The sequence below is a fragment of the Actinomycetospora sp. 2LY8.5 genome (genome assembly GCF_057180585.1).
On sequence record NZ_JBXUHE010000004.1, the window covers coordinates 46,357 to 69,832 of the forward strand.

A 23,476-nucleotide genomic window follows, 5' to 3' on the forward strand; every position below is an offset into this window, starting at 1 on the left:
CCCCGGAAGACACCCCGGAAGACACCCCGGACGTCAACGAGGACCCCGCCGCGGCACCCGCGGATCCCGCCGCGCCGGTCATGCTGGCGGCGTTCGAGGGCTGGAACGACGCCGGGGACGCGGCCAGTACCGCCGTCGAGCACCTCGCGCTGCACTGGGACGCCACCGAGCTCTCCGCGATCGACCCCGACGAGTACTACGACTTCCAGGTCTCGCGGCCCACGATGCGCCTGGTCGACGGCGTGAGCCGGGCCATCGACTGGCCCACCACCCGCCTGACCCGCTGCCGTCCGCCGGGGTCCGCGCAGGACCTCGTGCTCGTGCGCGGGATCGAACCGAACATGAAGTGGCGCGCGTTCTGCTCCGAGATCATCTCCTACGCCCGCGAGCTGGGTGTCGGCACGGTGATCACGCTCGGCGCGCTGCTCGCCGACACGCCGCACACCCGCCCGGTGCCCGTCACCGGCACCTCGTTCGACAAGGCGTCGGCGGCCCGTTACCGCCTGCAGCGCTCGCGCTACCAGGGGCCCACCGGGATCGCAGGCGTCCTGCAGGACGCCTGCGTGCAGGCCGGCATCCCCGCGATCTCGTTCTGGGCCGCGGTGCCGCACTACGTCTCCCAGCCGCCCGCTCCCAAGGCCACGATCGCCCTGCTGCAGCGCGTCGAGGAGGTCCTCGACGTCGAGGTGCCGCTCGGCGGCCTGCCCGAGCAGGCCGAGAAATGGGAGCGCACGGTCTCGGAGATGGCCGACGAGGACGACGAGGTGCGCGAGTACGTCAAGGCCCTCGAGGAGGCCGGCGACGCCGAGACCGACCTCGAGGAGGCCTCGGGCGAGGAGATCGCCGCAGACTTCGAGCGCTACCTGCGCCGCCGCGGTCCGGGCGGCGGCCCGCCGGGCCCGGGTGGCACCGCCGGCGGCCCGCCCGGGCCCGGCAAGGGTCCCTGGGAGCGGTGACCCAGGCACCTCCACGGTCGGTCGTCGACCGCGTCCGCGTCGGCGCGCTCTACGCGGGCGGGTTCCTCGGGCCGTTCGGCGGCGGCATCACGGCGTCGATGCTGCCCGAGCTCGGCGCCGACCTCGGGCTGTCGCCGTCGGCGGCCTCCGCGTCGTTGACGGCGTACCTGCTGCCGTTCGCGCTGCTCATGCTCGTGTCCGGAACGCTCGGGCAGCGCTGGGGCGCGCGTCGCACGGTGCGCGTGGCCTACGTGGCGTACGTGGTGTTCTCGCTGCTCGGCGCGATCGCGGGCACGGGATGGCTCTTCCTCGCCGCGCGGGCGCTGCAGGGGGCGGCGAACGCGTTCACGACGCCGCTGCTGCTCGCCTCGCTGGCGGCGGTCGGCCCGCGCGAACGTCTGGGCCGCTCGCTGGGGGTGATGGGCTCGCTGCAGGCGGCCGGGATGACGTTCGCGCCGCTGGTGGGCGGGCTGGCCGCCGCGGTCGACTGGCGTCTCGCGTTCATCGGTGTGGCGGCGGTGGCCGCGCTGCTCGCGGTCGCCGGGATCCCCGCCGATCCCCCACGGGACCCGGCCGGGCCGCCGCGCCTGCGCGACGCGTGGCGGCCCTCGGTGCTGCGGCTCGGGCTCGTCGCCGGGCTCGCGTGGGGCGCGCTGGGCGGGCTGTCGTTCCTCGTCGCCCTGCGCGTCGAGGACGCCTTCACCCTCGGTGCCGCGGTGCGCGGCGCCCTCCTCACCGGCTTCGGCGTCTGCGGGCTGCTCACCGCGCGCCTCATCGGGTCCGGCGTGGACCGCTTCGGTCCGGGCGTGACGATCCGCGTCGGGGCGGTCGCGGGCGCCCTGCTCGTCGGTGCGGTCGGGGTGCTGCCGTCGGCGGTCGCGGTCGCCGCGGTGTGGGCGCTCGCGGGCGCGGCCGCGCAGCTCGTGCTGGTCGCCGTCAACACCCTGGTCCTGCGCAGCACCACCGCGGGCGGGGTGTCGGTGGTTCAGGCCGGGCGCTTCCTCGGGGCCTCCGCGTCGCCCGCGCTGTTCCTCGCGCCCTACCACCTCTCCCCCGTGGCCGGGTTCGGTCTCGCCGGCGTCGTGCTGCTGGCCGCGGGGATGCTGGCGCCGCGGCGGTGAGATGGGTCAGGGCGCGACAAGGCGGCGCGCCGCGGGCAGGGCGAGGGCCGCGCCGGCGAGGGCCGCGACGATCGCGTGCCCGGCGAGCGGGCCGGTGAGGCTGCCGTCCCCCGCGAGCGCCGAGAGCAGGTACGGCACGCCGAAGCCCAGGTAGGCGCAGGCGTAGAACGTGCCGGTGAGGGCACCGCGCTCGCTGGGCAGCGCGAGGCCGGCGACGATCGTCAGCCCCGCCGTGAGGCACAGCCCGTAGCCCGCGCCGAGCAGCAGGGCCACCGGGAGCAGCACCGGCAGCAGCATGGACGGGGCACCCGTCGCGAGCGACAGGAGCGCCAGCCCGAGCCCGGCCGCCCCGAGAGCCAGACCCACCGGGCCCGCCCGCTGCGCGCCGAGGCGACGGGCCAGCGCCGGGACGAGGGCGCCGGTCGACAGGGTCACCCCGGCGACGATGCCGGCGATCGCGACCGCGATGTGCGGCATCCGCGGGGTGAGCAGCAGGGGCAGCACGGTGGCCGCGGTGGAGGGGAACGCGAACACCCCGACCGCGATCGGCACCACGACGAGCACGAACGCGCGCCGCGTGCCCGCCGGGACGCCGAGGTTGACGATCGGGCCGCCCACGCGTCGGCGATCAGTCGGGAGCGTCTCGGGGACCAGCGGCAGCAGCGCCACCGCGACGACCATCAGCGCCACGTGCACGAGGTAGGGCAGCACGGTCGGGAGCACCACCCACTGCCCCATCAGCCCGGCGACCAGCGGACCGCCCGCCCAGCCGATGGCCAACGCGATCGTGGTCAGCCGGGCCGAGCGTCCGGGCTCCCCGACCAGCTCGCCGAGCCAGGCGGTGCCGACGCTGAACACCACCCCGGACACCGCGCCCTGCAGGAACCGCCCGGCGAACAGCACGAGCACCGACGAGTTCGCGGCGAGGAAGAGGATCGAGACGAGCCCCGCGAGCACGACGAAGGGCACGACCACCGGCCGGCGCCCGAGGCGGTCGGACGCGGGGCCCGAGAGCAGCAACGCGGGGATCAGCCCCGCCGCGTACACGCCGAACGCGGCGGTCAGCGTGGTCGGTGCGAGTCCGAGGGTCTCCCGGTAGACCAGGAGCAGGGGCGTCGGCACGTTGGTGCCGAAGGCGACGACGAGCACGACCGTCCACAGCGCCCACGGCGCGGCGAGCGCACCTCTCATGCCCGGCACCCTGCCGTACCGGAAACCTCAGCGGGCGGTCTGTGCCGCGAGGGGATCCAGCGAGGGCCCGCGCGGGAGGAGATCCAGCACGGCGCGCGGTGCCGGGCGCGGGGTGCCGAGGCCGAGCGCCGCCGCGGCGGCCGCGTCGGGCACCGGGTGGACGCGGCCGCCGGGGTCGACGAGCACCGCCGCTCCGGCCGGGGCGCCGGGCGCCACGGGCAGGACGTACGCGCCGGCGCCGGCGACCCAGGCGCCGTCGAGCGGCGGGCCGACCAGCGGGGTCGGCGCGGCCGGGCCGGGCAGGGCGGGCGCGGCGAACACCGCCGCGGCGCCCGTCGCGTCGGGGCGGACGCAGACGGTGGTGGCCGCGTCGTAGGTGACCGGGCGCGGGAACGTCGCGGGGTAGGCCCGGACGTCGACGACCGACACGCGCGGGGCCTCGACGAGGCGCCCGGCCGGCACGGCGGCGATGCCCGGGTCGGCGGTGGGGTCGGTGTTGGCGAACCGGGCGAGCTGGGCGACGACCGCGGGCACCTCCTGCACCCCGTCGGCGGCGACGAGGAAGAAGCGCGTGTCGTCCGGGCTGACCACCGTGCCGACCTGGACGCCGAGCGCGGCGGTCCGCGCGTCGGTGGGCGTCGTGCCGGTGCCGGGCACGGTCACCTGCTGCAGGGGCGGGCCCTGGGGCAGGGTGCCCAGGAGCGCCGGGCTGGCGGCCCGCGCACGGGCGCCGGTGAGCTCGAGGCCCCGGACGACGGCCCCGGCCCCCGGCGTGATCAGGGCGCGCCGTCCCTCGGTGACCAGCCAGAACGCGCCGTCTCCCCCGCGCAGGAGCAGGGCCTCGTCCGGGGCGAGCGGACGTCCCGGCCACGGCAGGCCCCCGAGCGCCACCGTCGTGAGCGCGGGGTCGGCGGCCGGATCGGGCACCGAGGGGTCGAGGGTCACCTGGTCGCACACGGCCCAGGCGTCGGGAGCGGGAGCCGCGGGATCCGGCAGCACCGCGGGCGCGCCGGGGATACCTGCCGGCGCGGTGCGGGGGGCCTCGGCGAGCAGGTCGTCGCGCACCGGGACCGGCGGGCCCAGGACGTCGTCGTTCCCGGCGGCCGCGGCGAGCAGGCGCGCCGAGGTCAGGTTGAGCGCGGGCACGAGGCGGTCGGGGCCGTGGGCGACGGCGTAGAGCGCGCCGGAGGGCTCGCCGCGCACGACGGCCTCGTCACGCCAGTCCTCGTCGCCCCGGACCAGCCCGACGACGGCGAACCCGGCGAGCGCGAGCGCCCCCAGGGCCGCGCCGACGAGCAGCGCGCGGTTCTGCCGGCGACCGGGGTCGTGCCGCGGCGTCGGGTCGCGGCCCACCAGCGCGGACTCCAGGCGGCGCACGGCGAACCGGTGCGCCTGCACCTGGGTCGTCGTCGGCGGCGGAAGTCGCATGGGCGACAGGAGCGCGCCGACAGGGGATCTCGACCCCGCTGAGTTCGAGGGCACGCAGCGATGCCTACCGCATCAGCACGCCGCGCGTGGGCCGATCGGCCGCGAGGGATCGAGAGATCGAGACGACGAGGCAGCGACCGGGACGTCCCGCAGCTCCACCGACCCGCCGACATGCGCGGCGTGCCGCTCACTGCGGGGCGCGGTGCTTCTCCAGGTCGGCGAGGTCGACCCACTCCAGGGTGCGGGCGTGGGTGGCCTCGAGGACGACCGGCGGGGCGACGCCGGCGTCCAGGGCCTCGGACCACCGGTCCGCGCACAGGCACCAGCGGTCGCCCGGCGTGAGGCCCGGGAAGTGCGGCGCCGGGCGGGTGAGGTCGTTGCCCCGGGACGCGCTGAAGCTCAGGAACTCCTCGGTGACGCGGGCGCACACGGTGTGCACGCCCGCGTCCTCGGGACCGGTCTGGCAGCAGCCGTCGCGGTAGAAGCCGGTGACGGGGTCGTGACTGCAGTCGGCGAGCTCGCCGCCGAGGACGTTGCGGGCCATGGGGTCCAGGTACCCGCGCGGAGCCGATCCAGCGCCTATCGCAGCGGCACGCCCAGCAGCGCGTCGACGGCGTCGGCGATGCGGGTGGGGCCGTCGGGGGTCCAGGACTCGCCACCCCGGCGGGTGAGCACCTCGTCGGCCCAGGCGTCGAGGGCGGCCAGCGCGCCCGGGGTGTCGAGGTCGTCGGCGAGGTGCGCGCGCACGCGGGCGATCGTGTCCTCGGGGTCCGGGCCGGTCCGGGCCGCGGCCGCCTCGCGCCAGCGGTGCAGACGCGCCTGGCCGGCGGTGAGCAGGTCGGCGGTCCAGGACCGGTCGCTGCGCCAGTGTCCGGAGAGCAGGGCGAGGCGCACCGCCATCGGGTCGACGCGGTCGGCGCGCAGGCGGGAGACGAAGACGAGGTTGCCCTTCGACTTCGACATCTTCTCGCCGTCGAGGCCGATCATCCCGGCGTGGCAGTAGTGCCGGGCCAGCGGGTGCGCGCCGGTGAGCGCCTCGGCGTGGGCCGAGCCGAACTCGTGGTGCGGGAAGGCGAGGTCGGACCCGCCGCCCTGCAGGTCGTACTGGTCGCCGAGGCGGTTCAGCGCGATCGCGGCGCACTCGACGTGCCATCCGGGGCGCCCCTCGCCGAGGTCGGAGGCCCAGGACGGCTCCCCCTCGCGGGCCACGCGCCACAGCAGCGCGTCGAGCGGGTGGCGCTTGCCGGGCCGTTCGGGGTCGCCGCCGCGCTGGGGGAAGACCTCGAGCATCCGCGCCTCGGAGTAGCGCGAGACGTAGCCGAAGTCCCGGGTCGCGGTGTGGTCGTGGTAGACGTCCGGGAAGCGCTCGTCGTCGGCACGGTAGGCCGCGCCGCTGGCCAGGAGCTTGCCCACCAGCTCGCTGATCTCGTCGACGGCCTCCACGGCGCCGATGAACTCCCGCGGCGGGACGATCCGCAGGGCGGTCATGTCCTCGCGGAACAGCGCGGTCTCGCGCATCCCGAGGACCACCCAGTCGTCGCGGTCGCGCTCGGCCCGCTCGAGCAGGGGATCGTCGATGTCGGTGACGTTCTGGACGTAGTGCACGTCGTGGCCCGCGTCGAGCCACAGACGGTTGATCAGGTCGAACGCCAGGTAGGTCGCGGCGTGGCCGAGGTGGGTGGCGTCGTAGGGCGTGATGCCGCAGACGTACATCCGCGCGGTCGTTCCGGGCGAGGTCGGCCGGACGCTGTCGCTCGCGGTGTCGTGCAGGCGCAGCGGGGGCGGGCTTCCGGGGACCCGCGGAATGTCGACCGATGACCAGGCTCGCATGGTCACGAGCCTAAGCCCGACGGGCCGCGGCGTCCGGTGCTCGTGGCGAACCGCTCGCGCGTCCGGCGCGAACACCCGGGTGGAACCCCGGCCGGGTCGTGTCAGCAGGGCCGTCGTGGGCGAGCACGTCGCCCCTGCACGGGATGACGGACCCGGCCGGGGTGGCCGGGAGCCGCGGGGGGGGGATCGGCTCCAGCCACGGTCGAGCGTACGCGGTGTCGCCCCTCGTAGTCGTGACGCCCGAGTGCGGGCGGTTCGTTCACCCGGTCAGGGCGTTCGCCGTTGCGCCGATGCGCTCAGCGTCGTCGGCGACTCGCCAGGTAGTCGCTCACCACGGCGGCTCCGAGCCCGTCGAGATCGGGGTTCACGACCCGTCCGCCGGCGCGCCGGGCGACGAGATCCACGAACGCCTCCAGGCGCGGGTCGTCCCCGAGCATGAAGACCGTCATCGCCGCGTTCAGCCGCGCCAGCGCGTCGACCTCGCCGAGCGTCGCCCGCAGGGTCTCCGGGCTCGGCGGGTAGTCGAACGCCGCGTGCCCGTCGGGCTCGAGGTGCGCGGTCGGCTCGCCGTCGGTGACGACGAGGACGACCGGCGCCGCGTCGGCGTTCTTGCGCAGGTGCCGCCCGGCCAGCAGGAGCGCGTGGTGCAGGTTCGTGCCCTGCTCCCACGCCCCTTCCAGCGCGGTCAGCTCCCCGAGCTCGACCTCCTTGGCGTGGCGCCCGAAGGTGACGAGCTGCAGCGCGTCGCCCCGGAACCGCGTCGAGACCAGGTGGTGCAGCGCCAGCGCCGTGCGCTTCATCGGCACCCACCGCCCGTCGGCGACCATCGACCACGAGGTGTCGACGCACAGGGCCACCGCCGCGCGGGTCCGCTGCTCGGTCTCGACGATCTCGACGTCGGTGACGTCGAGGGCCCGCGCGTCCCCGGACGCGTGCCGCATCTCCGCGTTCAGCAGCGTCCGCGGCACGTCCCACTGCTCCGTGTCGCCGAACGACCAGGGCCGCGTGGCACCGGTCGCCTCGCCCGCCGCGCCGGAGCGCTGCGTCTCCCGCTCGCCACGTCGCGTCGACAGCGACCCGACGACGTCGCGCAGCGACGACTGCCCGAGCTGGCGCAGCGCCTTGGGCGAGAGCATCAGCGAGCCGTCCGCCGCACGCTGGAACACCCCCTGCCGCTCGAGCTCACGCTGGAGCTCCGCCAGGCGCTGCGCGTCGACGCGGGCCTGCTCGCCGAGCGTCGCCTCGAGCGCCTCGAGGTCGATGTCCTCCATGCGCGCGCCCGGGTAGGACTGCGAGAGCTGCTCGGCCAGGGCGTCCATCTGCCCGAGCTCCTCCATGGCCCGGGTCGCCTCGCCCATGCCGAGGGGGTCCTCGCCCCGGAAGCGGCCGCGCCCCTGCCAGTCCTCGCCCGGGCGCATGCCCTGCAGCTGCTGGTCGAGCCGCGAGAGCTGCTCGGCCAGCCGTGGGTCGCCGAAGGCCTGCTGCATGAGGCCCTCGAGCTCCGCGCGCTGCTCGGCCGACAGCGAGTTCATCATCCGCTGGGCCGCCGCCGACCGCTCCGCCAGCAGGTCGATCAGCTCGTCGGTGGTCCGCGGGTTCTCCGGGAAGAACTCGCCGTGCTTGCCCATGAACTCGCGGAACAGGTCGGTGGTGTCCTCACCCCGGCCGTGCGCCTCGAGCAGGTCGTTGAGATCCGAGATCATCTCGCGGACCCGCTCGACGTCCTCCGGGGTCGCGTTCTCCATCGCCTGCTTCATGCCCTGGAAGCGCTGGTCGAGCGCCTCCCGGCCGAGCAGGTCCTGGATCCGTTCGTAGGCGGCCCGCGCCTCGGCGTTGCGCCAGTCGTAGTCCTGCAGCTCGCGTACCGCGCCCGCCGGCGACGGGGGCAGCGCGTCGAGCTGCAGTTCGCGGAAGCGGGCATCGTCGGAGTCCTCGGCCTGCAGCGAGTTCCGTTCGGCCTCGAGCGCCTGCTCGAGCAGCTCGCGGATCTCCTGCAGCGTGCCGTCGAGGCGGTGGGTGCGCTGCAGCCGGCTGCGCCGCTCGTTGAGCCGGCGCATGAGGTCGTCGAGACCCTGCTGCTCCTCCCCATCCTGTTGACGCAGCCCGCGGCGCATCAGCTCCTGCATCGCCTGCCGCGGCGAGGTGCCCTCCATCACGTCGCGGCCGAGCTGGTCCATCGCCTCGCGCAGATCGAACGGCGGGGCGAGCGGGTCGGGGCCGTCGTCGTACCGCCCGTAGGAGTAGTGCCCGCTCGGGCCCTGCCCCTCCGGGCCGGTGGGCTCAGCCGCCATAGGCCACCGTTCCGTCCTCGGCGTCCCCGCCGTACAGGTTGTCCTTCGCGAGCTTGCGGGTGAGGTAGAGGTGCTCCAGGGCGAGCTCGACGGCGCTGGCCAGCGGGCCGGGCGCCTCGGTGCCCGCGGCGCCGAGACGCTCGGCGACGGTGTGGACCACCGAGATCGACGGCAGGGCGTCGACCACCTGGCGGGCCGCGACCCGGTCGCCGGTCACGACCCGGCGGTCGCCCTCCAGGGCCGACACGCCGTCGGCCAGCGGGGACAGGTCGACCCCGGCGAGCCGGGCGCGGGCGGTCTCGGTGATCGAGCGGCGCAGCAGGTGGGTCAGCAGCTCGGCCTCGCGGCCCTCCTCCCCCGACTCGAACTCGAGCTTGCCGCGCAGCACCGGCGGCACCGACTCGAGGTCGACGGGCCGGGCCACGGCGACCTCCTCGCCGGTGACCGCGGCGCGACGCAGCGCGGCGGCCGCGACGGTCTCGGCCGCGGCGATCGTGAAGCGGGCGGACACGCCGCTGCGCTGATCGACCGCGCCGGACTGGCGCAGGTGGCGGGTGAAGCGCGCGAGGACCTCGACGAGGTGGTCGGGCACCTCGGCGACGAGGTGGGCCTCCTGGCGCGTCAGGGCCACCTCGCCGGCGACCTCGAGCGGGTAGTGGGTGCGGACCTCGGCCCCGAAGCGGTCCTTGAGCGGGGTGATGATCCGCCCGCGGTTGGTGTAGTCCTCGGGGTTCGCGCTGGCCACGAGCATGATGTCCAGCGGCAGGCGCAGCGTGTAGCCGCGCACCTGGATGTCGCGCTCCTCCATGACGTTGAGCAGCGCGACCTGGATGCGCTCGGCGAGGTCGGGCAGCTCGTTGATCGTCACGATGCCGCGGTGCGCGCGCGGCACGAGGCCGTAGTGGATGGTCTCCGGGTCCCCGAGGCTGCGGCCCTCGGCGACCTTGACCGGGTCGACGTCGCCGATGAGGTCCGCGACGCTCGTGTCGGGCGTGGCGAGCTTCTCGGCGTAGCGCTCGTCGCGGTGCCGCCACGTGATCGGCAGGTCGTCGCCGAGCTCGGCGACACGGCGCCTGCTGGCCGGGATGATCGGCTCGGCGGGATGCTCGCCCAGCTCGGAACCCTCGATGACCGGGGTCCACTCGTCGAGCAGGTTCACGAGGCTGCGCAGCAGCCGCGTCTTGCCCTGGCCGCGCTCGCCGAGCAGCACCACGTCGTGCCCGGCGAGGATCGCGCGCTCGAACTGGGGCAGCACGGTGCGGTCGAACCCGACGATCCCCGGCCAGGGGTCGCTGCCGTCCTGGGAGCCGGCGCGCAGGCGAGCCAGCAGGTTCTCACGCAGCTCGGTCCGCACACCGCGGACCGTCGCCGCCGGGTGGCCGCTGCGGGCCAGCTCACCGGCGGTGGTGGGGAGACCTGCGGGAACAGGAGGAACGGAGGGAGCAGCAGAAGAGCTCACCTCTCCACGCTACGTCGCGGGACGTGATCCGGCCCCCCGCTCTGCGGTCCGAGAACATCTCCCGGGAGGCGACTCGGGCGGTACCCACGTCCGTTGCGCCCGATCCGTCGCGTCCGCCGGGATCCCCCGAAGGTGTCGGCCGACGCGCCGTCACGCTACGTGTGGTTTGAACACTCACTGGAGTTGACTGCGTCGGCTCCTCCCGCGCGGGGCGGGAGGGTCGTGAGTCGTCTGTGGAGTGATCATGCAGCGATCCAGGCACTGCGCGGTGGTGGCCGGGATGTCGGCCCTCCTGTTCCTCGGGACGGCCGGACCGGCGTCCGCCGCGCCGACGGTCTACGACGCGAACGGCACCGAGGCGTTCGACGTGATCCCCGTCGGCGCAGCGCCGACCGGTGACGGGTCGGCGGCCGATCTCGAGGAGGTGGTGGAGCAGGAGGTCCCGGCCCTGTCCGTCTCCTCGTCGGTGCTCTGGTGGTCCGGCGGCGGGATCGGCCTGCTGGTGGCGGGTGCCGTCGCGGCACGCCGGCCGTCGTCGCAGCGGTGAACCGGCACCGTCGCGCGGACCCCCCGGTCGACTCCTCGCTCGTCGTCCGGTTCCTGGCCGTGCTCGCGTTCGTCCTCAGCGCCGCGTGCGCGGCGATGGGCGTGGCGACCGCGACCATGACCTCGGCTGGGGCCGGGGCCGGGGCGAGCGCCGACCCGTGCCCGCCGGTCACGACGCCGTGGCGTGCCGACCCGGCACCGATGGCCGCGTCCGACCCCCTCGCCATCACCGTCGACCGCCTCGACGCCTGCTCCTCGCTCGTGCCGGTCGGCGTCGACGCCCGGCGGCGGATCGAGGTGCCGTCGGTGCACACCCCGGAGCAGGCCGGCTGGTACCGCCACGGGCCCACGCCCGGGGAGCGCGGTCCGGCCGTGGTCGTCGGGCACGTCGACGGCGACGGGAAGCGCGGCGTCTTCGCCGACCTCGCCGACGCCACCGCCGGCGACCGGATCACGATCACCCGGCGCGACGGGTCGCTCGCCGTCTTCACGGTGACCGGCACCGTGCAGGTCTCGAAGGACTGGTTCCCGACCCGCGACGTCTACGGCGACACCGCGGGCGCCGAGCTGCGGCTGATCACCTGCGGCGGCGCGCTCGACGCCACCGGTCGCTCCTACGAGGACAACGTGATCGTCTACGCCGCGCTCACCGGCCGGGGGTGACCAGCGTCATCAGGGTGTCCGCGAGCTCGTCCGCGGGCGTACCGGTTCGTCGACGGGCTGCCGCCCACCGCGACCGGGAAGAAGATTGACCAGCGGGCCGCGGCGCAGGCGATCCAGGACGACGCGCGGGCCTGTGCGAGACCGTCCGTACCCGCTGACCGAGGAGTGTCGACGTTGTCCTTCGAGGGCTACCAGCAGCTGATCTTCGAGCGCCGCGAGCACGGTGTCCTGCTGATCACGATCAACCGGCCGGACAAGTACAACGCCGCCGACGAGGGACTCCACGGCGAGCTCGCCCGGGTCTGGCGCGACGTGAACGACGACCCGCAGACACGCGTCGCGGTGATCACCGGCGCCGGCAAGGCGTTCTCCGCGGGCGGCGACCTCGCCATGGTCGAGCGGATGGCCGGCGACTACGACGGCGTGCAGCACATGCTGCGCGAGATGTCCGACCTGGTCTACAACATCATCGACTGCGACAAGCCGATCATCTCGGCGATCAACGGGGTCGCCGTCGGGGCGGGCGTCGTCGTGGCCCTGCTGGCCGACGTCGCGATCGCCGCCGAGGACGCCAGGCTCGGCGACGGCCACGTCAAGCTCGGCGTCGCCGCCGGCGACCACGCCGCGATCATCTGGCCGCTGCTCGCGGGCATGGCCAAGGCCCGCTACTACCTGCTGACCGGCGAGATGGTCACCGGTGCCGAGGCCGAGCGGTTCGGCATGGTCGCCAAGGCGCTGCCCCGCGACCAGGTGCTCGACGAGGCCCTGCGCGTCGCCGACACCCTGGGGACCGGCTCCCAGCAGGCCATCCGCCTGACCAAGCGCAGCCTCAACAACTGGCTGCGCAGCGCCGGCCCGACGTTCGACCAGTCGGCGGCCTACGAGATGCTGACCTTCCTGGGCCCCGACGTCGTCGAGGGCTACACCGCGCTGCGGGAGAAGCGGGCGCCGCGGTTCCCGTCGGCGGCGGACTGAGCGCGGACCCGCTGGTCCACACGGCGGGCCGCGCGCGCGATCCCCAGCAGCGCCGCCGCCCACACCGGCACCTGCACGAGCATGGCGACCCGGAACGCGTCGAGCGTGTAGGTGTCGGGCGTGCCGGCGCCCTGGAGGTCGAGGGCGACGCCGACGATCAGCACGACGGCGACGGTGGAGACGAAGCCACCGACGTTGACGATCCCCGAGGCGCGCCCGATGCGCTGCGGGGGCACCGCGGCGCGGGCGATGTCGAAGGCGACCAGGGACGCCGGCCCGCCGCCGCCGAGCACGACGACGTGCAGGGCGAGCAGCGCGAGCGGCGCCGGGCCGGGCCAGGCGAGGACGACGAGCCACGACGCGGCCTGGGTGAGCGTGGCGACCACGACCAGCCGCACCCGGTGCGCGGGGAAGCGCCCGGCGAGCGTGCCGAGCAGCGGCCCGACCACGATCCCCGCGACGACGTAGAGCACGAGCAGGCCGCGGGCGGTTCCGCTCGCGAGGCCCTCGCCGCCGGTGAGGAACGGGAAGCCCCAGAGCAGCCCGAACACGTTGCCGGGGAACGGGGCGGCGAGGTGGCACCAGAAGGCCAACGTCACCCCGGGCTCGCGCAGCGCCGCCCGCAGTCCCCCGGCGGTCCTCGGGCCGGCGGGGGCGCTGCTGCCGGCGGGGCCGTCGCGCACCACCGCGACCACGAGCACGGCGACGAGCACCGCGGTGCCGCCGGCGGCGAGGTAGGCGGGCGTCCAGCCCGTCCCGAGCACCAGGGCGGCGAGCGGGACCGCCGAGATCACCTGCCCGAGCTGGCCGAGGATCCCGGCGAGCTGGTTGAGCAGCGGCACGCGGCGCGCCGGGAACCACGAGGGGATCAGCCGCAGCACGCTGACGAAGGTCACCGCGTCGCCGGCACCGACGAGCATGCGCCCGGCGACGGCCAGCCAGAACGGCGCGGCCAGGGCCAGGACGACCTGCCCGACGCCGACGAGCACGGCCCCGCCCGCGATCACCCGGCGCGACCCGATCCGGTCGACGAGCACCCCGGCGGGGATCTGCAGCGCCGCGTACACCGCGAGCTGGACGACCGCGAGCAGCGACAGCACGCCTGACGGGACGTCGAAGCGCTCGGCGGCGGTGACGCCGGTGGCCGCGAGCGACGACCGGCCCAGCACGGCGGCGACGTAGGCGAGGACGGCGACGCCCCAGACCGCGAGGGCCTGCCCGGAGAGGCGTGGAGGGACCACGGTGGTCACAGGACGCGTGTCCCTCCGACCGGCAGGTCCCAGAGGTCGGCGCGATCGCGCCCGTCGCGCACCCACTCCTCGCGGACCCGCTCGAGCGGCTCGAGCACCGGCTCGCCGGAGAGCACGAACGCGCCCCAGTGAATGGGGACGAGGTGGCGCGCGCCGAGGTCGCCGGCCGCCCGGACCGCCTCGGCGGGGTCCATGTGCACGCCGCGCAGCAGCCGCCGCGGCGCGTACGCGCCGATCGGGAGGACGGCGACCGCGATGTCGCGGTGGCGTCTCCCGACGCGCGCCGGGAACGGGCCGTAGCCGGTGTCGCCGGAGTGGATCACGCTACGGCCGTCGGCACCGGTGACCACCCATCCGCCCCACAGCCGCCGGCAGGTGTCGCCGAGCGTGCGACGGGACCAGTGGTGGGCGGGGACGAACTCGATCCCGACGCCACGGATGCGGGTGCTCTCCCACCAGTCCAGCTCGGTGACGTCGGTGAAGCCGCGCCGGGCGAACCAGGGCCTGCTGCCGCCGCCGACGAGTACGGGCGTGGAGCGCGGCAGGCGCTTCAGGGTGGGCGCGTCGAGGTGGTCGTAGTGGTCGTGACTGATCAGCACGGCGTCGATCGGCGGCAGCTGCTCGGGGGTGAGAGCCGGCGCGGTCAGCCGCCGACGCGCACCGGGGATGCCGCCCACGAGCACGGGGTCGACCAGCAACGTCACGTCGTCGACGTGCAGCAGCACCGACGCGTGGCCCAGCCACGTGACCGCGATCCGCCCGGGCCCGGCCGCCGGCGGGCGCGGGTCGGCGGCGACCACCGGGATCCCGGAGCCGTCCCGCTCGGCCGGGAACGTCCGGAGGAGCTCGAAGGCCTGCAGCGGGTTGAGCAGCTCGGCGGTGCGCCGGTGGTGGAAGTCGCGCGGCCAGCGCGGATCGCGGCGTGCGAACAGCACGGCGGTGGCACCTCGGTTCACGGCGATGTGAGCACTTTCCGGGCCTATGGCCCCGGAAAGTGCTCACAGTGGGGCAGGACGGGCTAGAAGGCGGGCCACGGGATCGGGGGCCACCGACCGCCGGGCGCGGGCAGCTCGTTCGTGTCGAGGAGCGTCGATACCCGCGAGCGCAGCGCGGTCACCTCGGCGCGGGTGAGGTGGTCGTGCAGGGTGTCGTTCAGCCCGGCGGCGTTGCCGGGCGACAGCGCGGCGCGCAGCTTGCGCAGGCCGTCCTGGACGTCGTCGGTGAGCGGCTCGCCGACCCAGCCCCACAGCACGGTGCGCAGCTTCTCCTCGCGGTGCAGGCAGATGCCGTGGTCGACGCCGTAGACGCCGCCGTCCTGCCCGGCGAGGATGTGCCCGCCCTTGCGGTCGGCGTTGTTGACGACGACGTCGAGCGCGGCCATCCGCCGCAGCGCCGGGTCGTCGGCGTGCACCAGCAGCGCCGGGTCCCCGTCCATCCCGCGGGCGCGCAGCACGGTGCGCCAGCCCTGCCCGACGTCCTTCGGCGACAGGATGTCGACCAGCTCGCGCTCGTCGTCGGTCTCGATCCAGCGCTGCACCATCCCGGGCCCGAACGGGCCGTCGCGCAGGACGGTCGGCGGCACCACGCGGAACCCGGCGGCCTCGCTGACGAGGAAGGTCGCCACCTCGCGGCCGGCGAGCGTGCCGTCGGGGAAGTCCCAGAGCGGGCGCTCGCCGCGCACCGGCTTGTAGACGCAGTGCTCCTCGACGCCGTTGACGGCGATCGAGCAGAACAGGGTGGTGTTGGAGGCCTCGGTGAGGCGGCCCTCGACCTCCATACGGCCGTGGAGCAGCAGCTCCAGGGCATCGTGGGTGGTCTCGTCCGAGCTCGACGGTCCGGCTCCCCTGTCGGCGTGCTCCCTCGAACGCTCCCTGTCCCGCGGCCTGCTGCTGCCGTGCGTCTCCCGGTCCACGCGCCTACTCGGGGGTGGTGACGCGTCGGTAGCCGTTCTGCCGCGGGCACACGTGTCCGGCGGCGTCGAGCGGCTGGGTGCACAGCGGGCACAGGCGGCGGCCGGCACCCACGACCCGCTCGGCGCGGGTCGCGAACGCGCGGGCCCCGGCCGGCGAGAGGAACACGCGCAGGGCGTCGGGGCCCTCGTCGGTGTCGTCGAGGACGACCGACTCGTCGATCTCCTCCTCGGTGACCGCGAGCAGCTCGACGACGACGTTGCGCGACTCGGCGTCCCAGCCCAGGCCCATCGTGCCGACCCGGAACTCCTCCTCCACCGGGACCTCGAGCGGCGAGGTGTCCACCTCGTCCTCGGGCACGGTGACGGGGACGTCCGCACCGAAGCGGCGCGACACCTCCTCGAGCAGGGTGCCGATCCGCTCCGAGAGCACCGAGACCTGCTGCTTCTCGAGCAGCACGCTCACCTTCCGGGCCTGTTCGGTGGCCTGCAGGTAGAAGGAGCGCTCACCGGGCTGCCCGACGGTCCCGGCGACGAACCGGTCGGGCTGGCGGAAGACGTGGATCACCCTGGGCATGACATCTCGATCGTAGGACTCCGGGCAGGGCGCCGCTGGAGGACGGTGTCCTCTGGCGTCGGCGGAAGCTTCATGCTACTCCCGTCGACCCCCCGACGGTGGCCTCCGCGGGCACGGCGTCCTCGGTGGGCGGCGTCTCGTCCGCACCGTCCTTCGATTCCGACTCCGGCTTCGGGACCAGCGCGGACAGGTCGCCGCCGGTGTCGTTGACCCGGACGACGAAGGGCCGCGTCGGCGTGTAGCTGATCACGCTCACCGAGCACGGGTCGATGACGATCCGCTGGAACGAGTCGAGGTGCAGGCCCAGGGCGTCGGCGACCGCGGCCTTGATCACATCGCCGTGGCTGCAGGCCACCCACAGCGACCTCTCGCCGTGCTCGGCGCCGATGCGGGCGGCATGGCGGCGGATCGCGGCGACCGATCGCGCCTGCATCGCGGCCAGCCCCTCGCCCCCGGGGAACACGGCGGCGGAGGGGTGCGCCTGGACGACCTTCCAGAGGTCCTCCTTGCCCAGGTCGCCGAGCTTGCGGCCCGTCCAGTCGCCGTAGTCGACCTCGGCGAGGTCGGGCTCGACGGTCTCGGTGAGCCCGCGCGCGGAGAGCAACGGCGCCAGCGTCTCCTCGCAGCGCAGCAGCGGCGAGGTCACGACCGCCGCGAGCGGGAGCTCGGCGAGACGGTCGATGAGCTTCTCGGCCTGCGTGCGCCCGTGGTCGTCGAGGCTCACGCCGGGTGTGCGACCGGCGAGCACCCCGGAGGTGTTGGCCGTGGACCGGCCGTGCCGCAACAGGATCACCGTCGTCACGACACGACCCTACCTACGCGGATCGAGGTGCCCGCTCCCGCCGTGGCCACGCCCAGGTGGCCGCGGCGCCGCACGTCGGTAGGTCCCGCGACGGAGGAGCGGGAGGTACCGAACCGGCCTGCCGCGACTACACCGCAGGAACGACGCCGTTGCTGACGGCGAGCAGCACGATCAGGCCGAGCAGGACCCGGTACCAGACGAAGACGTAGATGGTGTGGTTCTCGACGAACCGCAGCAGCCAGGCGATCGAGGCGTAGCCGAGGACGAACGCGACGAGCGTCGCCACGATCATCTGCGCGACGCTCGGGAACACGACCACGGCGCCCTGCACGTCCGACGCGGTCGGGTCGAGGATGTCCGGGATCTGCGTCAGCCCGGACGCGAACACCGCGGGCAGGGCCAGCAGGAACGAGAACCGCACCGCCACGGCCCGTTCGAGACCGAGGAACAGACCCGCGGTGATCGTCCCGCCGGAACGCGAGACGCCCGGGATCAGCGCCATCGCCTGCGCACAGCCCATGACGAGACCGTCGCGCAGCGTGAGCTGGTCGGAGCCCCGGCGCTGCGTTCCGTAGCGCTCGGCGAGGGCCAGGACCAGGGCGAAGATCACCAGCACGGCGCCGTTGAGGTACAGGTTGCGGGCCGGCCCCTTGATGGCGTCCTCGAACAGCAGCCCGACGACACCGATGGGGATCGAGCCGAGGATCACGTACCAGGCGAGCTTGTAGTCGTACCCGCGCTCCTCGCGCTTCGCGAGGCCGACGAACCAGGCCTTGAGCAGGCGCCAGATGTCGGAGAAGAAGTAGATGAGCACGGCGGTCTCGGTGCCGAGCTGGGTGACCGCGGTGAACGCCGCGCCCGCGTCGTTGCCGAAGAAGAACGCCGAGGTGATCCGCAGGTGTGCCGAGGACGAGACGGGCAGGAACTCGGTCAGTCCCTGCACGATGCCGAGGACCACCGCCTCGAGCCATCCCATGGGTGCACCCGCTGTCACGGCGACGGACGGTAGTCCCCTCGGGTCTCTGCTCGGCGTGCCCCCCGGACCGCGACCGTGACCTGTTCGTAAGCTGCCTCCCCGTGGAACAGCGACGCCTGGGCACGAGCGGCCTGCGGGTCTCGCGGCTGGCCCTGGGCACGATGAGCTGGGGCCGTGACACCGACGCGGACGAGGCGGGCGCGTCGCTGCTGGCCTTCCTCGACGCCGGCGGCACGCTCGTCGACACCGCGGACGTGTACTCGGGCGGCGAGGCCGAGCGCATCCTCGGCGGTCTCTTCGAGGACGTGATCCCGCGGGGCGAGGTCGTGGTCGCCACCAAGGCGGGCGCGCGCCGCGAGGACGGCCCGTTCGGCGGGGGCGCCTCGCGCGCGGCGCTGCTCACGGCCCTCGACGACTCGCTGGACCGGCTGAACACCGACTACGTCGACCTGTGGCAGCTGCACGAGTGGGACGACGACGTGCCCCTCGAGGAGACGCTCGCGGCGGTCGACGTGGCGCTGACCACCGGGCGCGCGCGGTACGCGGGCATCGCGAACTACACGGGCTGGCAGGTCGCGTCGGCCGCGACCCGCCAGAGCCTGACCTCGCTGCCGCTGGTGTCGGTGCAGTCGGAGTACTCGCTGCTCGACCGGTCGGTCGAGACCGAGGTGCTGCCGGCCGCCGAGCACCACGGGCTCGGCCTCATGCCCTGGGGCCCGCTCGGGCGCGGCGTGCTCACCGGCAAGTACCGCGAGGGCGTGCCCGCCGACTCCCGCGGCGCCTCGGAGCACCTCGCGGGGTACGTGAACCGCCACCGCACCGAGCGCACCGCCCGGATCGTGCAGGCCGTGGTCACCGCCGCGCACGGGCTCGGCACGTCGCCGCTGGCCGTGGCGCTCGCCTGGGTCCGCGACCGGCCGGGTGTCGTCGCCCCGGTCGTCGGGGCGCGCGACGGCGCCCAGCTGCTCGGCTCGCTGGCCGCGGAGGAGCTCGTGCTGCCCTCGGCGATCCGAGGGGCGCTCGACGACGTCAGCTCCCCCTCGGGCCCGTCGGGCACGTCGGTGCTCGACGACGAGGCCGAGGAGCCGGACCTCCCGCCCTGGGAGTGATCGACTCGGGTGTCCACCGGGCGCTGTGATGGGTGCGCGGGGTGCGGAGCTGTGCGTACGGTGGTGCGGCTGGGTCAGGTGTCCCGGAGGTGGTCGGCTCGTGAACACTGGTGGCGCCCGCGGCTCTGCCGATGGTGGAGGGGGAGCCCTCGTCGGAGCGCCGGTGGTCGAAGGGGATTGGGAGTACCAGCCGGTGCGGCTGCCCCCGGACGTCACGCGGATCTCCGCGACGGTCCAGCTGGGCATCCGCGCCGAGTTCGGTGGCTGGGAACTCGCACGGACGCTGCTCTACGCCGACGGCACCCGGAAGGTCTGGCTGCGCCGCAAGCTCTCGCGCTCGCTGGTCGCCGGCCTCGCGACCTAGCGAGCGCGCCGGTCCCGGCCGATCCGAGAACCGGAGACCGAGCGGGCCACCGGGGAGAACGGTGGGCGCCGCGGCGGGCTCGCGGACCCCCGACATCGGGAACTCGTTCCCCTCGGCGGCGTTGCCCTCAGGGCGCCCGGAGCACCACGCGGCCCGTCGTCCGGCGCGCCGCCAGCTCCTCCAGCGCGGTCGGCAGGTCCTCGAACGCGTACTCGGCGCCGACGTGCGGGTCGATCGCCCGCCGCTCCCAGAGCGCCTCGATCTCGCGCTGCCACGCCGTGACGAGCTCCGACGACCGCTCCCGGTACGCCGACCAGTGCACGCCGACCACCGCGTAGTTCTTCACGAGTGCGTGGTTGGTCGGGGCGTCGGCGATCCTCCCGCCGGCGAAGCCGATGACGAGCAGCCGGCCCTCCCAGGCCACCACGCGGCGGGCGGCGTCGAAGGAGTCGCCGCCGACGGGGTCGTAGACGACGTCCGCGCCGCGACCGTCGGTCAGCTCGCGGACGGCGGCGACGAGGTCCGTCCCGTCGGGTCCAGCTCCCCCGTCGGCGTGTTCCCCCGATCGCTGCGGGTTCCCCGGGGCGACGAGCACCTCGGCCCCGGCTCGGCGGACCACCGGCGCCTTTCCCTCGTCACCGACCACGCCGATCACCCGCGCGCCCGCCGCCCGGCCGAGCTGCACCGCGGCGAGACCGACGCCGCCGGCGGCCGCGAGCACGAGCAGGGTCTCACCCGCGCGCAGCGACGTCCGGTGGTGCAGCGCGCACCACCCGGTCTGGTACGAGACGAAGAACCCGGCAGCCTGGGCGGCGCTCATCCCCTCGGGCCACGGCCAGGTCGTCCGCAGGACCGCCTCCTCGGCGAACCCGCCGTGCGGCAGCGCGACCGGCCCGAAGACACGCCGCCCGTCGTCGGTCGTCCCGGCCACCTCGAGGCCGGGCGTGAACGGCGGCGGGACGCGTTCCTGGTACTCGCCGGCGGTGTGGAGGATGTCGGCGAAGTTCAGCGCCGCGGCCGCCACCCGCACCCGGGTCTCCCCCGGACCGGGCTCCGGGCGCGGGACGTCGGCGAGCTCGAGGACCTCGCCGAACGGTCCGTAGCGCGGCACCCGCCAGGCGCGCACGGTCAGTGCCCGCTCACGCGCGCAGCAGGATGCGCTCGAGCACCCGGGTGCCGAACCGGAGGGCGTCGACCGGCACGCGCTCGTCGATGCCGTGGAAGAGCGCGGTGAAGTCGAGGTCCGGGGGCAGGCGCAACGGCGCGAACCCGAAGCAGCGCATCCCGAGCTTGACGAACGCCTTCGCGTCGGTGCCGCCGGACATCATGTAGGGCAGCGTGTGCGCCTGCGGGTCCTCCTCCCGCACCGCCCGCGTGATGACGTCGACCAGCTCGCCGTCGAAGGCGGTCTCGACGGCCTCGAGGTTGCGGATCCACTCCCGCTCGACGTCCGGGCCCAGCAGCTCGTCGAGCTCGCGCTCGAACGCCTCCTGACGCCCCGGCAGCACGCGGCAGTCGACGGTCGCCTCGGCCACCGACGGGATGACGTTGGCCTTGTAGCCCGCCTGCAGCATGGTCGGGTTCGCGGTGTCGCGGGTGGTGGCGCCCACGACGCGCGCCACCCCGCCGAGCTTGGCGACGGCGCCGTCGAGCGCGGCCGCGGACTCGGTCGGGAACTCGATCCCGGTCAGCTCGGTGATCTCGTCGAAGAAGCCCTGCACCGACTCGGTGAGCACCAGCGGGAAGCGGTGCCGCCCGAGGCGGGCGACGGCCTCGGCGAGGATCGTCACGGCGTTCTCGTCGTGGACCATCGAGCCGTGGCCGGGGCGCGACCGCACGCGCAGCTTCATCCACGCGATCGACTTCTCCGCGGTCATCACCGGGTAGACGCGGACGTCCTCGCCGAGCGTCAGCGAGAAGCCGCCGACCTCCCCGAGCGCCTCGGTGCAGCCCTCGAAGAGGTCGGGGCGGTGCTCGACGAGCCAGTGCGATCCGTAGGCGCCGCCCGCCTCCTCGTCGGCGAGGAACGCGAACACCAGGTCCCGCGGGGGCACCGTCCCCTCCGCCTTGAACTGGCGTGCCAGCGCCAGGATCATCGCGTCCATGTCCTTCATGTCCACCGCGCCCCGGCCCCAGACGTAGCCGTCCTGCACCGAGCCGGACAGCGGGTGGACCGACCACTCGCTCTCGTCGAACGGCACGACGTCGAGGTGTCCGTGCACCAGCAGCGCCGGCCGGTCCGGGTCCGCGCCCTCGAGGCGGGCGAACACGTTGTGGCGGCCGGGAGCGCCGGACTCGATCACCTCGGTCTCGTACCCGACCTCCCGCAGCTTCGCGTCCACGTAGGCGGCGGCCTCCGCCTCACCGGTCGTCGTCGCGAGCTCTCCGGTGTTCTGGCTGTCGATCTGGATGAGCTCGCTGGTCAGCATCACGACCTCGTCCTCGGCACGACCCATGCGCCGCATCCTGCCACCCACCGTGATCGCCCTGCGCGGCGTCGTCTACCCTGTGACCACGCAAGTCCGAGTGGCGGAATGGCAGACGCGCTAGCTTGAGGTGCTAGTGCCCTAGTAGGGCGTGGGGGTTCAAGTCCCCCCTCGGACACACTCACTCACACCACGTCCCGGGGCGAGGGTTACGTCGACCACGTCCTGGCGCGGGTCATCGATCATGTCGACGCCAGCAACCCGGTACAGCTTCTCCAGCCGCTCCGGCGTCGCGTCGTCCAGGCTGTGGCGCCAGGCAGCCTGGACCCCGGGAATCAGCGCCGACGACCTGTGTTGACCACGACTGGTGCCCCCGCGGCCGCGAACTCCTTCGCGATGCCCGCACCGAAGAGGAGGCGCCGGCGTCGAGACCCAGCGAGATCCGGTTGTGCATCGACGACGACGATGCCAGTAATCGACAACGATTGTTTCCGGCGATCTGACGAGCGACATAGCGTCCCCCGCACGGTCGGCGACCCGCCGAGCCCGCGTGCACGGGAGGAACGGCATGCCCAGGCTGCTCAGCCATCTAATCTCTCTGGAGATCACGAGCCCGGAGGTCGAGTCGTCGGTCGCGTTCTACGTGCAGCGCTTCGGCCTGCGGGTGGTCGACCGCGACGCCGGGAAGGTCTACCTGCGGTGCTGGGGGGACCACTACCGCCACAGCGTGGTGGTCGCCCCGGGCCCGGACGCCGGGCTGGCGGACACGACGTGGCGCGCGGACAGCGCGAGCGCTCTCGACGAGCTCGTCGCGCGGGTGGAGGCGACGGGCGTCCGGGGCGTGTGGCGCGACGACCTGCCCGCCCAGGGCCGCACCTTCACCTTCGTCGGCCCCTTCGGGCACCGGACGAGCCTGGTCTGGGACGTCCCGCCGTTCGTGGCCGAGGAGGGTTACGAGTCCACCTACCCGGACCGGCCCGAGCGGCGTAGCAGCCACGGCGCGGCGCCGCGCTTCCTCGACCACGTGACCATCGCGGCCTCGGACGTGCGCGGCTTCGCGCAGTGGTACTCCGACGTCCTCGGATTCCGCGTCATGGCCTTCACCGACCTCGAGGACGCGCCCGTCACCGTGTTCTCCGTGCTGACCACCAACGAGAAGTCGCACGACCTCGGAATCGTGATCGACACGTCCGCCACCGCCGGACGTGTCCACCACATCGCCTTCTGGGCGGACCATCCCGAGGACCTCCACAGGGCGGCCGACATCCTCATCGAGAACGGGACGCCCATCGAGTACGGGCCGTCGGTGCACGGGATCGGGGAACAGAACTTCCTCTACTTCCGGGAGCCGAGCAGCCTGCGGGTCGAACTCAACTCGGGCGGTTACCGCAACTACGTGCCGGACTGGCGCGCTCGGACGTGGCGGCCCTCGCAGGGGTCGAACGACTTCTTCCGGAACTGGCACATGCCCGACTCGATGATGGACGCCTTCCCGAAGGCGGCCGGGATGGCGGGCACCGAGGACGGGGTGTCACCACAGCTGCACGAGGACCTCACCAACCCGTGGGCCTCGTGGACGCCGGAGGTGAACGCCCGGTGACGA

22 protein-coding genes and 1 tRNA gene are annotated in these 23,476 nt (G+C 74.4%); 9 read left to right on the forward strand and 14 right to left on the reverse strand.

Translation table 11 applies throughout. The features are described from left to right. The first annotated feature begins 80 nt into the window (after window positions 1-80). On the forward strand, window positions 81-956 hold the full coding sequence (locus AC2A1K_RS06595; protein ID WP_483895853.1) for a PAC2 family protein: 876 nt from the start codon (window positions 81-83) through the stop codon (window positions 954-956). Beyond that, window positions 953-2,077 carry an MFS transporter gene (locus tag AC2A1K_RS06600; RefSeq protein ID WP_483895525.1) on the forward strand — a complete coding sequence of 375 codons (1,125 nt, stop codon included), beginning with the start codon at window positions 953-955 and terminating at the stop codon, window positions 2,075-2,077. The genes AC2A1K_RS06595 and AC2A1K_RS06600 overlap by 4 nt, the downstream gene beginning before the upstream one ends. 6 nt (window positions 2,078-2,083) lie before the next feature. Here the strand turns inward: AC2A1K_RS06600 and AC2A1K_RS06605 are convergent, their stop codons facing one another. The 6 genes from AC2A1K_RS06605 to AC2A1K_RS06630 form a co-directional block, all read right to left on the reverse strand. Further along, window positions 2,084-3,268 (reverse strand): MFS transporter, encoded by a 1,185-nt coding sequence (locus AC2A1K_RS06605; protein ID WP_483895526.1) that lies wholly within the window; start codon window positions 3,266-3,268, stop codon window positions 2,084-2,086. A 27-nt stretch (window positions 3,269-3,295) separates the two neighbouring features. Continuing rightward, window positions 3,296-4,696 (reverse strand): type VII secretion protein EccB, encoded by a 1,401-nt coding sequence (gene eccB, locus AC2A1K_RS06610; protein ID WP_483895527.1) that lies wholly within the window; start codon window positions 4,694-4,696, stop codon window positions 3,296-3,298. A 187-nt stretch (window positions 4,697-4,883) separates the two neighbouring features. Further along, complete coding sequence (locus AC2A1K_RS06615) at window positions 4,884-5,240, reverse strand: DUF2237 family protein (protein WP_483895528.1); 357 nt, start codon at window positions 5,238-5,240, stop codon at window positions 4,884-4,886. 35 nt (window positions 5,241-5,275) lie between these two features. Further along, complete coding sequence (gene mshC, locus AC2A1K_RS06620; RefSeq protein ID WP_483895529.1) at window positions 5,276-6,526, reverse strand: cysteine--1-D-myo-inosityl 2-amino-2-deoxy-alpha-D-glucopyranoside ligase; 1,251 nt, start codon at window positions 6,524-6,526, stop codon at window positions 5,276-5,278. Window positions 6,527-6,822: 296 nt separating this feature from the next. Beyond that, window positions 6,823-8,817, reverse strand: coding sequence for a VWA domain-containing protein (locus tag AC2A1K_RS06625; RefSeq protein ID WP_483895530.1), 1,995 nt, complete (start codon window positions 8,815-8,817; stop codon window positions 6,823-6,825). Continuing rightward, entirely contained in the window at window positions 8,807-10,276 is a 1,470-nt protein-coding gene (locus tag AC2A1K_RS06630) for an ATP-binding protein (protein WP_483895531.1), read from the reverse strand. Before AC2A1K_RS06630 ends, AC2A1K_RS06625 begins: the two co-directional genes overlap by 11 nt. A gap of 244 nt (window positions 10,277-10,520) precedes the next feature. Here AC2A1K_RS06630 and AC2A1K_RS06635 point away from each other — a divergent pair, with 244 nt between their 5' ends. The 3 genes from AC2A1K_RS06635 (at window position 10,521) to AC2A1K_RS06645 (ending at window position 12,460) form a co-directional block, all read left to right on the forward strand. Continuing rightward, complete coding sequence (locus tag AC2A1K_RS06635; RefSeq protein WP_483895532.1) at window positions 10,521-10,823, forward strand: hypothetical protein; 303 nt, start codon at window positions 10,521-10,523, stop codon at window positions 10,821-10,823. After that, the gene (locus AC2A1K_RS06640; RefSeq protein ID WP_483895533.1) at window positions 10,820-11,485 is read left to right on the forward strand and encodes a class F sortase; all 666 of its coding nucleotides are present in this window, start codon (window positions 10,820-10,822) and stop codon (window positions 11,483-11,485) included. Before AC2A1K_RS06635 ends, AC2A1K_RS06640 begins: the two co-directional genes overlap by 4 nt. A gap of 174 nt (window positions 11,486-11,659) precedes the next feature. Continuing rightward, entirely contained in the window at window positions 11,660-12,460 is an 801-nt protein-coding gene (locus AC2A1K_RS06645; RefSeq protein ID WP_483895534.1) for an enoyl-CoA hydratase/isomerase family protein, read from the forward strand. On the opposite strand, the gene AC2A1K_RS06650 is transcribed toward AC2A1K_RS06645, so the two are convergent. The 6 genes from AC2A1K_RS06650 to AC2A1K_RS06675 all read right to left on the reverse strand — a co-directional run bounded on the left by AC2A1K_RS06650 (window position 12,406) and on the right by AC2A1K_RS06675 (window position 17,974). Continuing rightward, on the reverse strand, window positions 12,406-13,710 hold the full coding sequence (locus AC2A1K_RS06650; RefSeq protein WP_483895535.1) for an MFS transporter: 1,305 nt from the start codon (window positions 13,708-13,710) through the stop codon (window positions 12,406-12,408). The genes AC2A1K_RS06645 and AC2A1K_RS06650 overlap by 55 nt on opposite strands. Further along, the gene (locus AC2A1K_RS06655) at window positions 13,707-14,645 is read right to left on the reverse strand and encodes an MBL fold metallo-hydrolase (RefSeq protein WP_483895536.1); all 939 of its coding nucleotides are present in this window, start codon (window positions 14,643-14,645) and stop codon (window positions 13,707-13,709) included. Before AC2A1K_RS06655 ends, AC2A1K_RS06650 begins: the two co-directional genes overlap by 4 nt. 83 nt (window positions 14,646-14,728) lie before the next feature. Further along, a complete protein-coding gene (locus tag AC2A1K_RS06660; protein WP_483895854.1) occupies window positions 14,729-15,511 on the reverse strand; it encodes an SCO1664 family protein in 783 nt (260 codons plus the stop codon). 115 nt (window positions 15,512-15,626) lie between these two features. Beyond that, complete coding sequence (locus AC2A1K_RS06665; protein WP_378023797.1) at window positions 15,627-16,196, reverse strand: DUF3090 domain-containing protein; 570 nt, start codon at window positions 16,194-16,196, stop codon at window positions 15,627-15,629. Between the two features lie 70 nt (window positions 16,197-16,266). Further along, window positions 16,267-16,998 carry a histidine phosphatase family protein gene (locus AC2A1K_RS06670; RefSeq protein ID WP_483895537.1) on the reverse strand — a complete coding sequence of 244 codons (732 nt, stop codon included), beginning with the start codon at window positions 16,996-16,998 and terminating at the stop codon, window positions 16,267-16,269. A 127-nt stretch (window positions 16,999-17,125) separates the two neighbouring features. Further along, on the reverse strand, window positions 17,126-17,974 hold the full coding sequence (locus AC2A1K_RS06675) for an undecaprenyl-diphosphate phosphatase (RefSeq protein ID WP_483895855.1): 849 nt from the start codon (window positions 17,972-17,974) through the stop codon (window positions 17,126-17,128). 101 nt (window positions 17,975-18,075) lie between these two features. Here AC2A1K_RS06675 and AC2A1K_RS06680 point away from each other — a divergent pair, with 101 nt between their 5' ends. Further along, window positions 18,076-19,083, forward strand: coding sequence for an aldo/keto reductase (locus AC2A1K_RS06680; protein ID WP_483895538.1), 1,008 nt, complete (start codon window positions 18,076-18,078; stop codon window positions 19,081-19,083). A gap of 163 nt (window positions 19,084-19,246) precedes the next feature. Further along, window positions 19,247-19,447: a DUF5703 family protein gene (locus tag AC2A1K_RS06685; RefSeq protein WP_483895539.1), complete on the forward strand. Its 201-nt coding sequence runs from the start codon at window positions 19,247-19,249 to the stop codon at window positions 19,445-19,447. A gap of 127 nt (window positions 19,448-19,574) precedes the next feature. On the opposite strand, the gene AC2A1K_RS06690 is transcribed toward AC2A1K_RS06685, so the two are convergent. Together AC2A1K_RS06690 and AC2A1K_RS06695 are read right to left on the reverse strand one after the other, a co-directional pair. Continuing rightward, window positions 19,575-20,573 carry an NADPH:quinone oxidoreductase family protein gene (locus tag AC2A1K_RS06690; RefSeq protein WP_483895540.1) on the reverse strand — a complete coding sequence of 333 codons (999 nt, stop codon included), beginning with the start codon at window positions 20,571-20,573 and terminating at the stop codon, window positions 19,575-19,577. A 13-nt stretch (window positions 20,574-20,586) separates the two neighbouring features. Further along, a complete protein-coding gene (locus tag AC2A1K_RS06695) occupies window positions 20,587-21,903 on the reverse strand; it encodes a M20/M25/M40 family metallo-hydrolase (protein ID WP_483895541.1) in 1,317 nt (438 codons plus the stop codon). A gap of 64 nt (window positions 21,904-21,967) precedes the next feature. Between AC2A1K_RS06695 and AC2A1K_RS06700 the strand changes: the two genes are divergently transcribed. Continuing rightward, a tRNA-Leu gene (locus AC2A1K_RS06700) sits at window positions 21,968-22,051 on the forward strand. Window positions 22,052-22,441: 390 nt separating this feature from the next. Further along, a complete protein-coding gene (locus AC2A1K_RS06705; protein WP_483895542.1) occupies window positions 22,442-23,473 on the forward strand; it encodes a VOC family protein in 1,032 nt (343 codons plus the stop codon). Window positions 23,474-23,476: the final 3 nt, after the last annotated feature.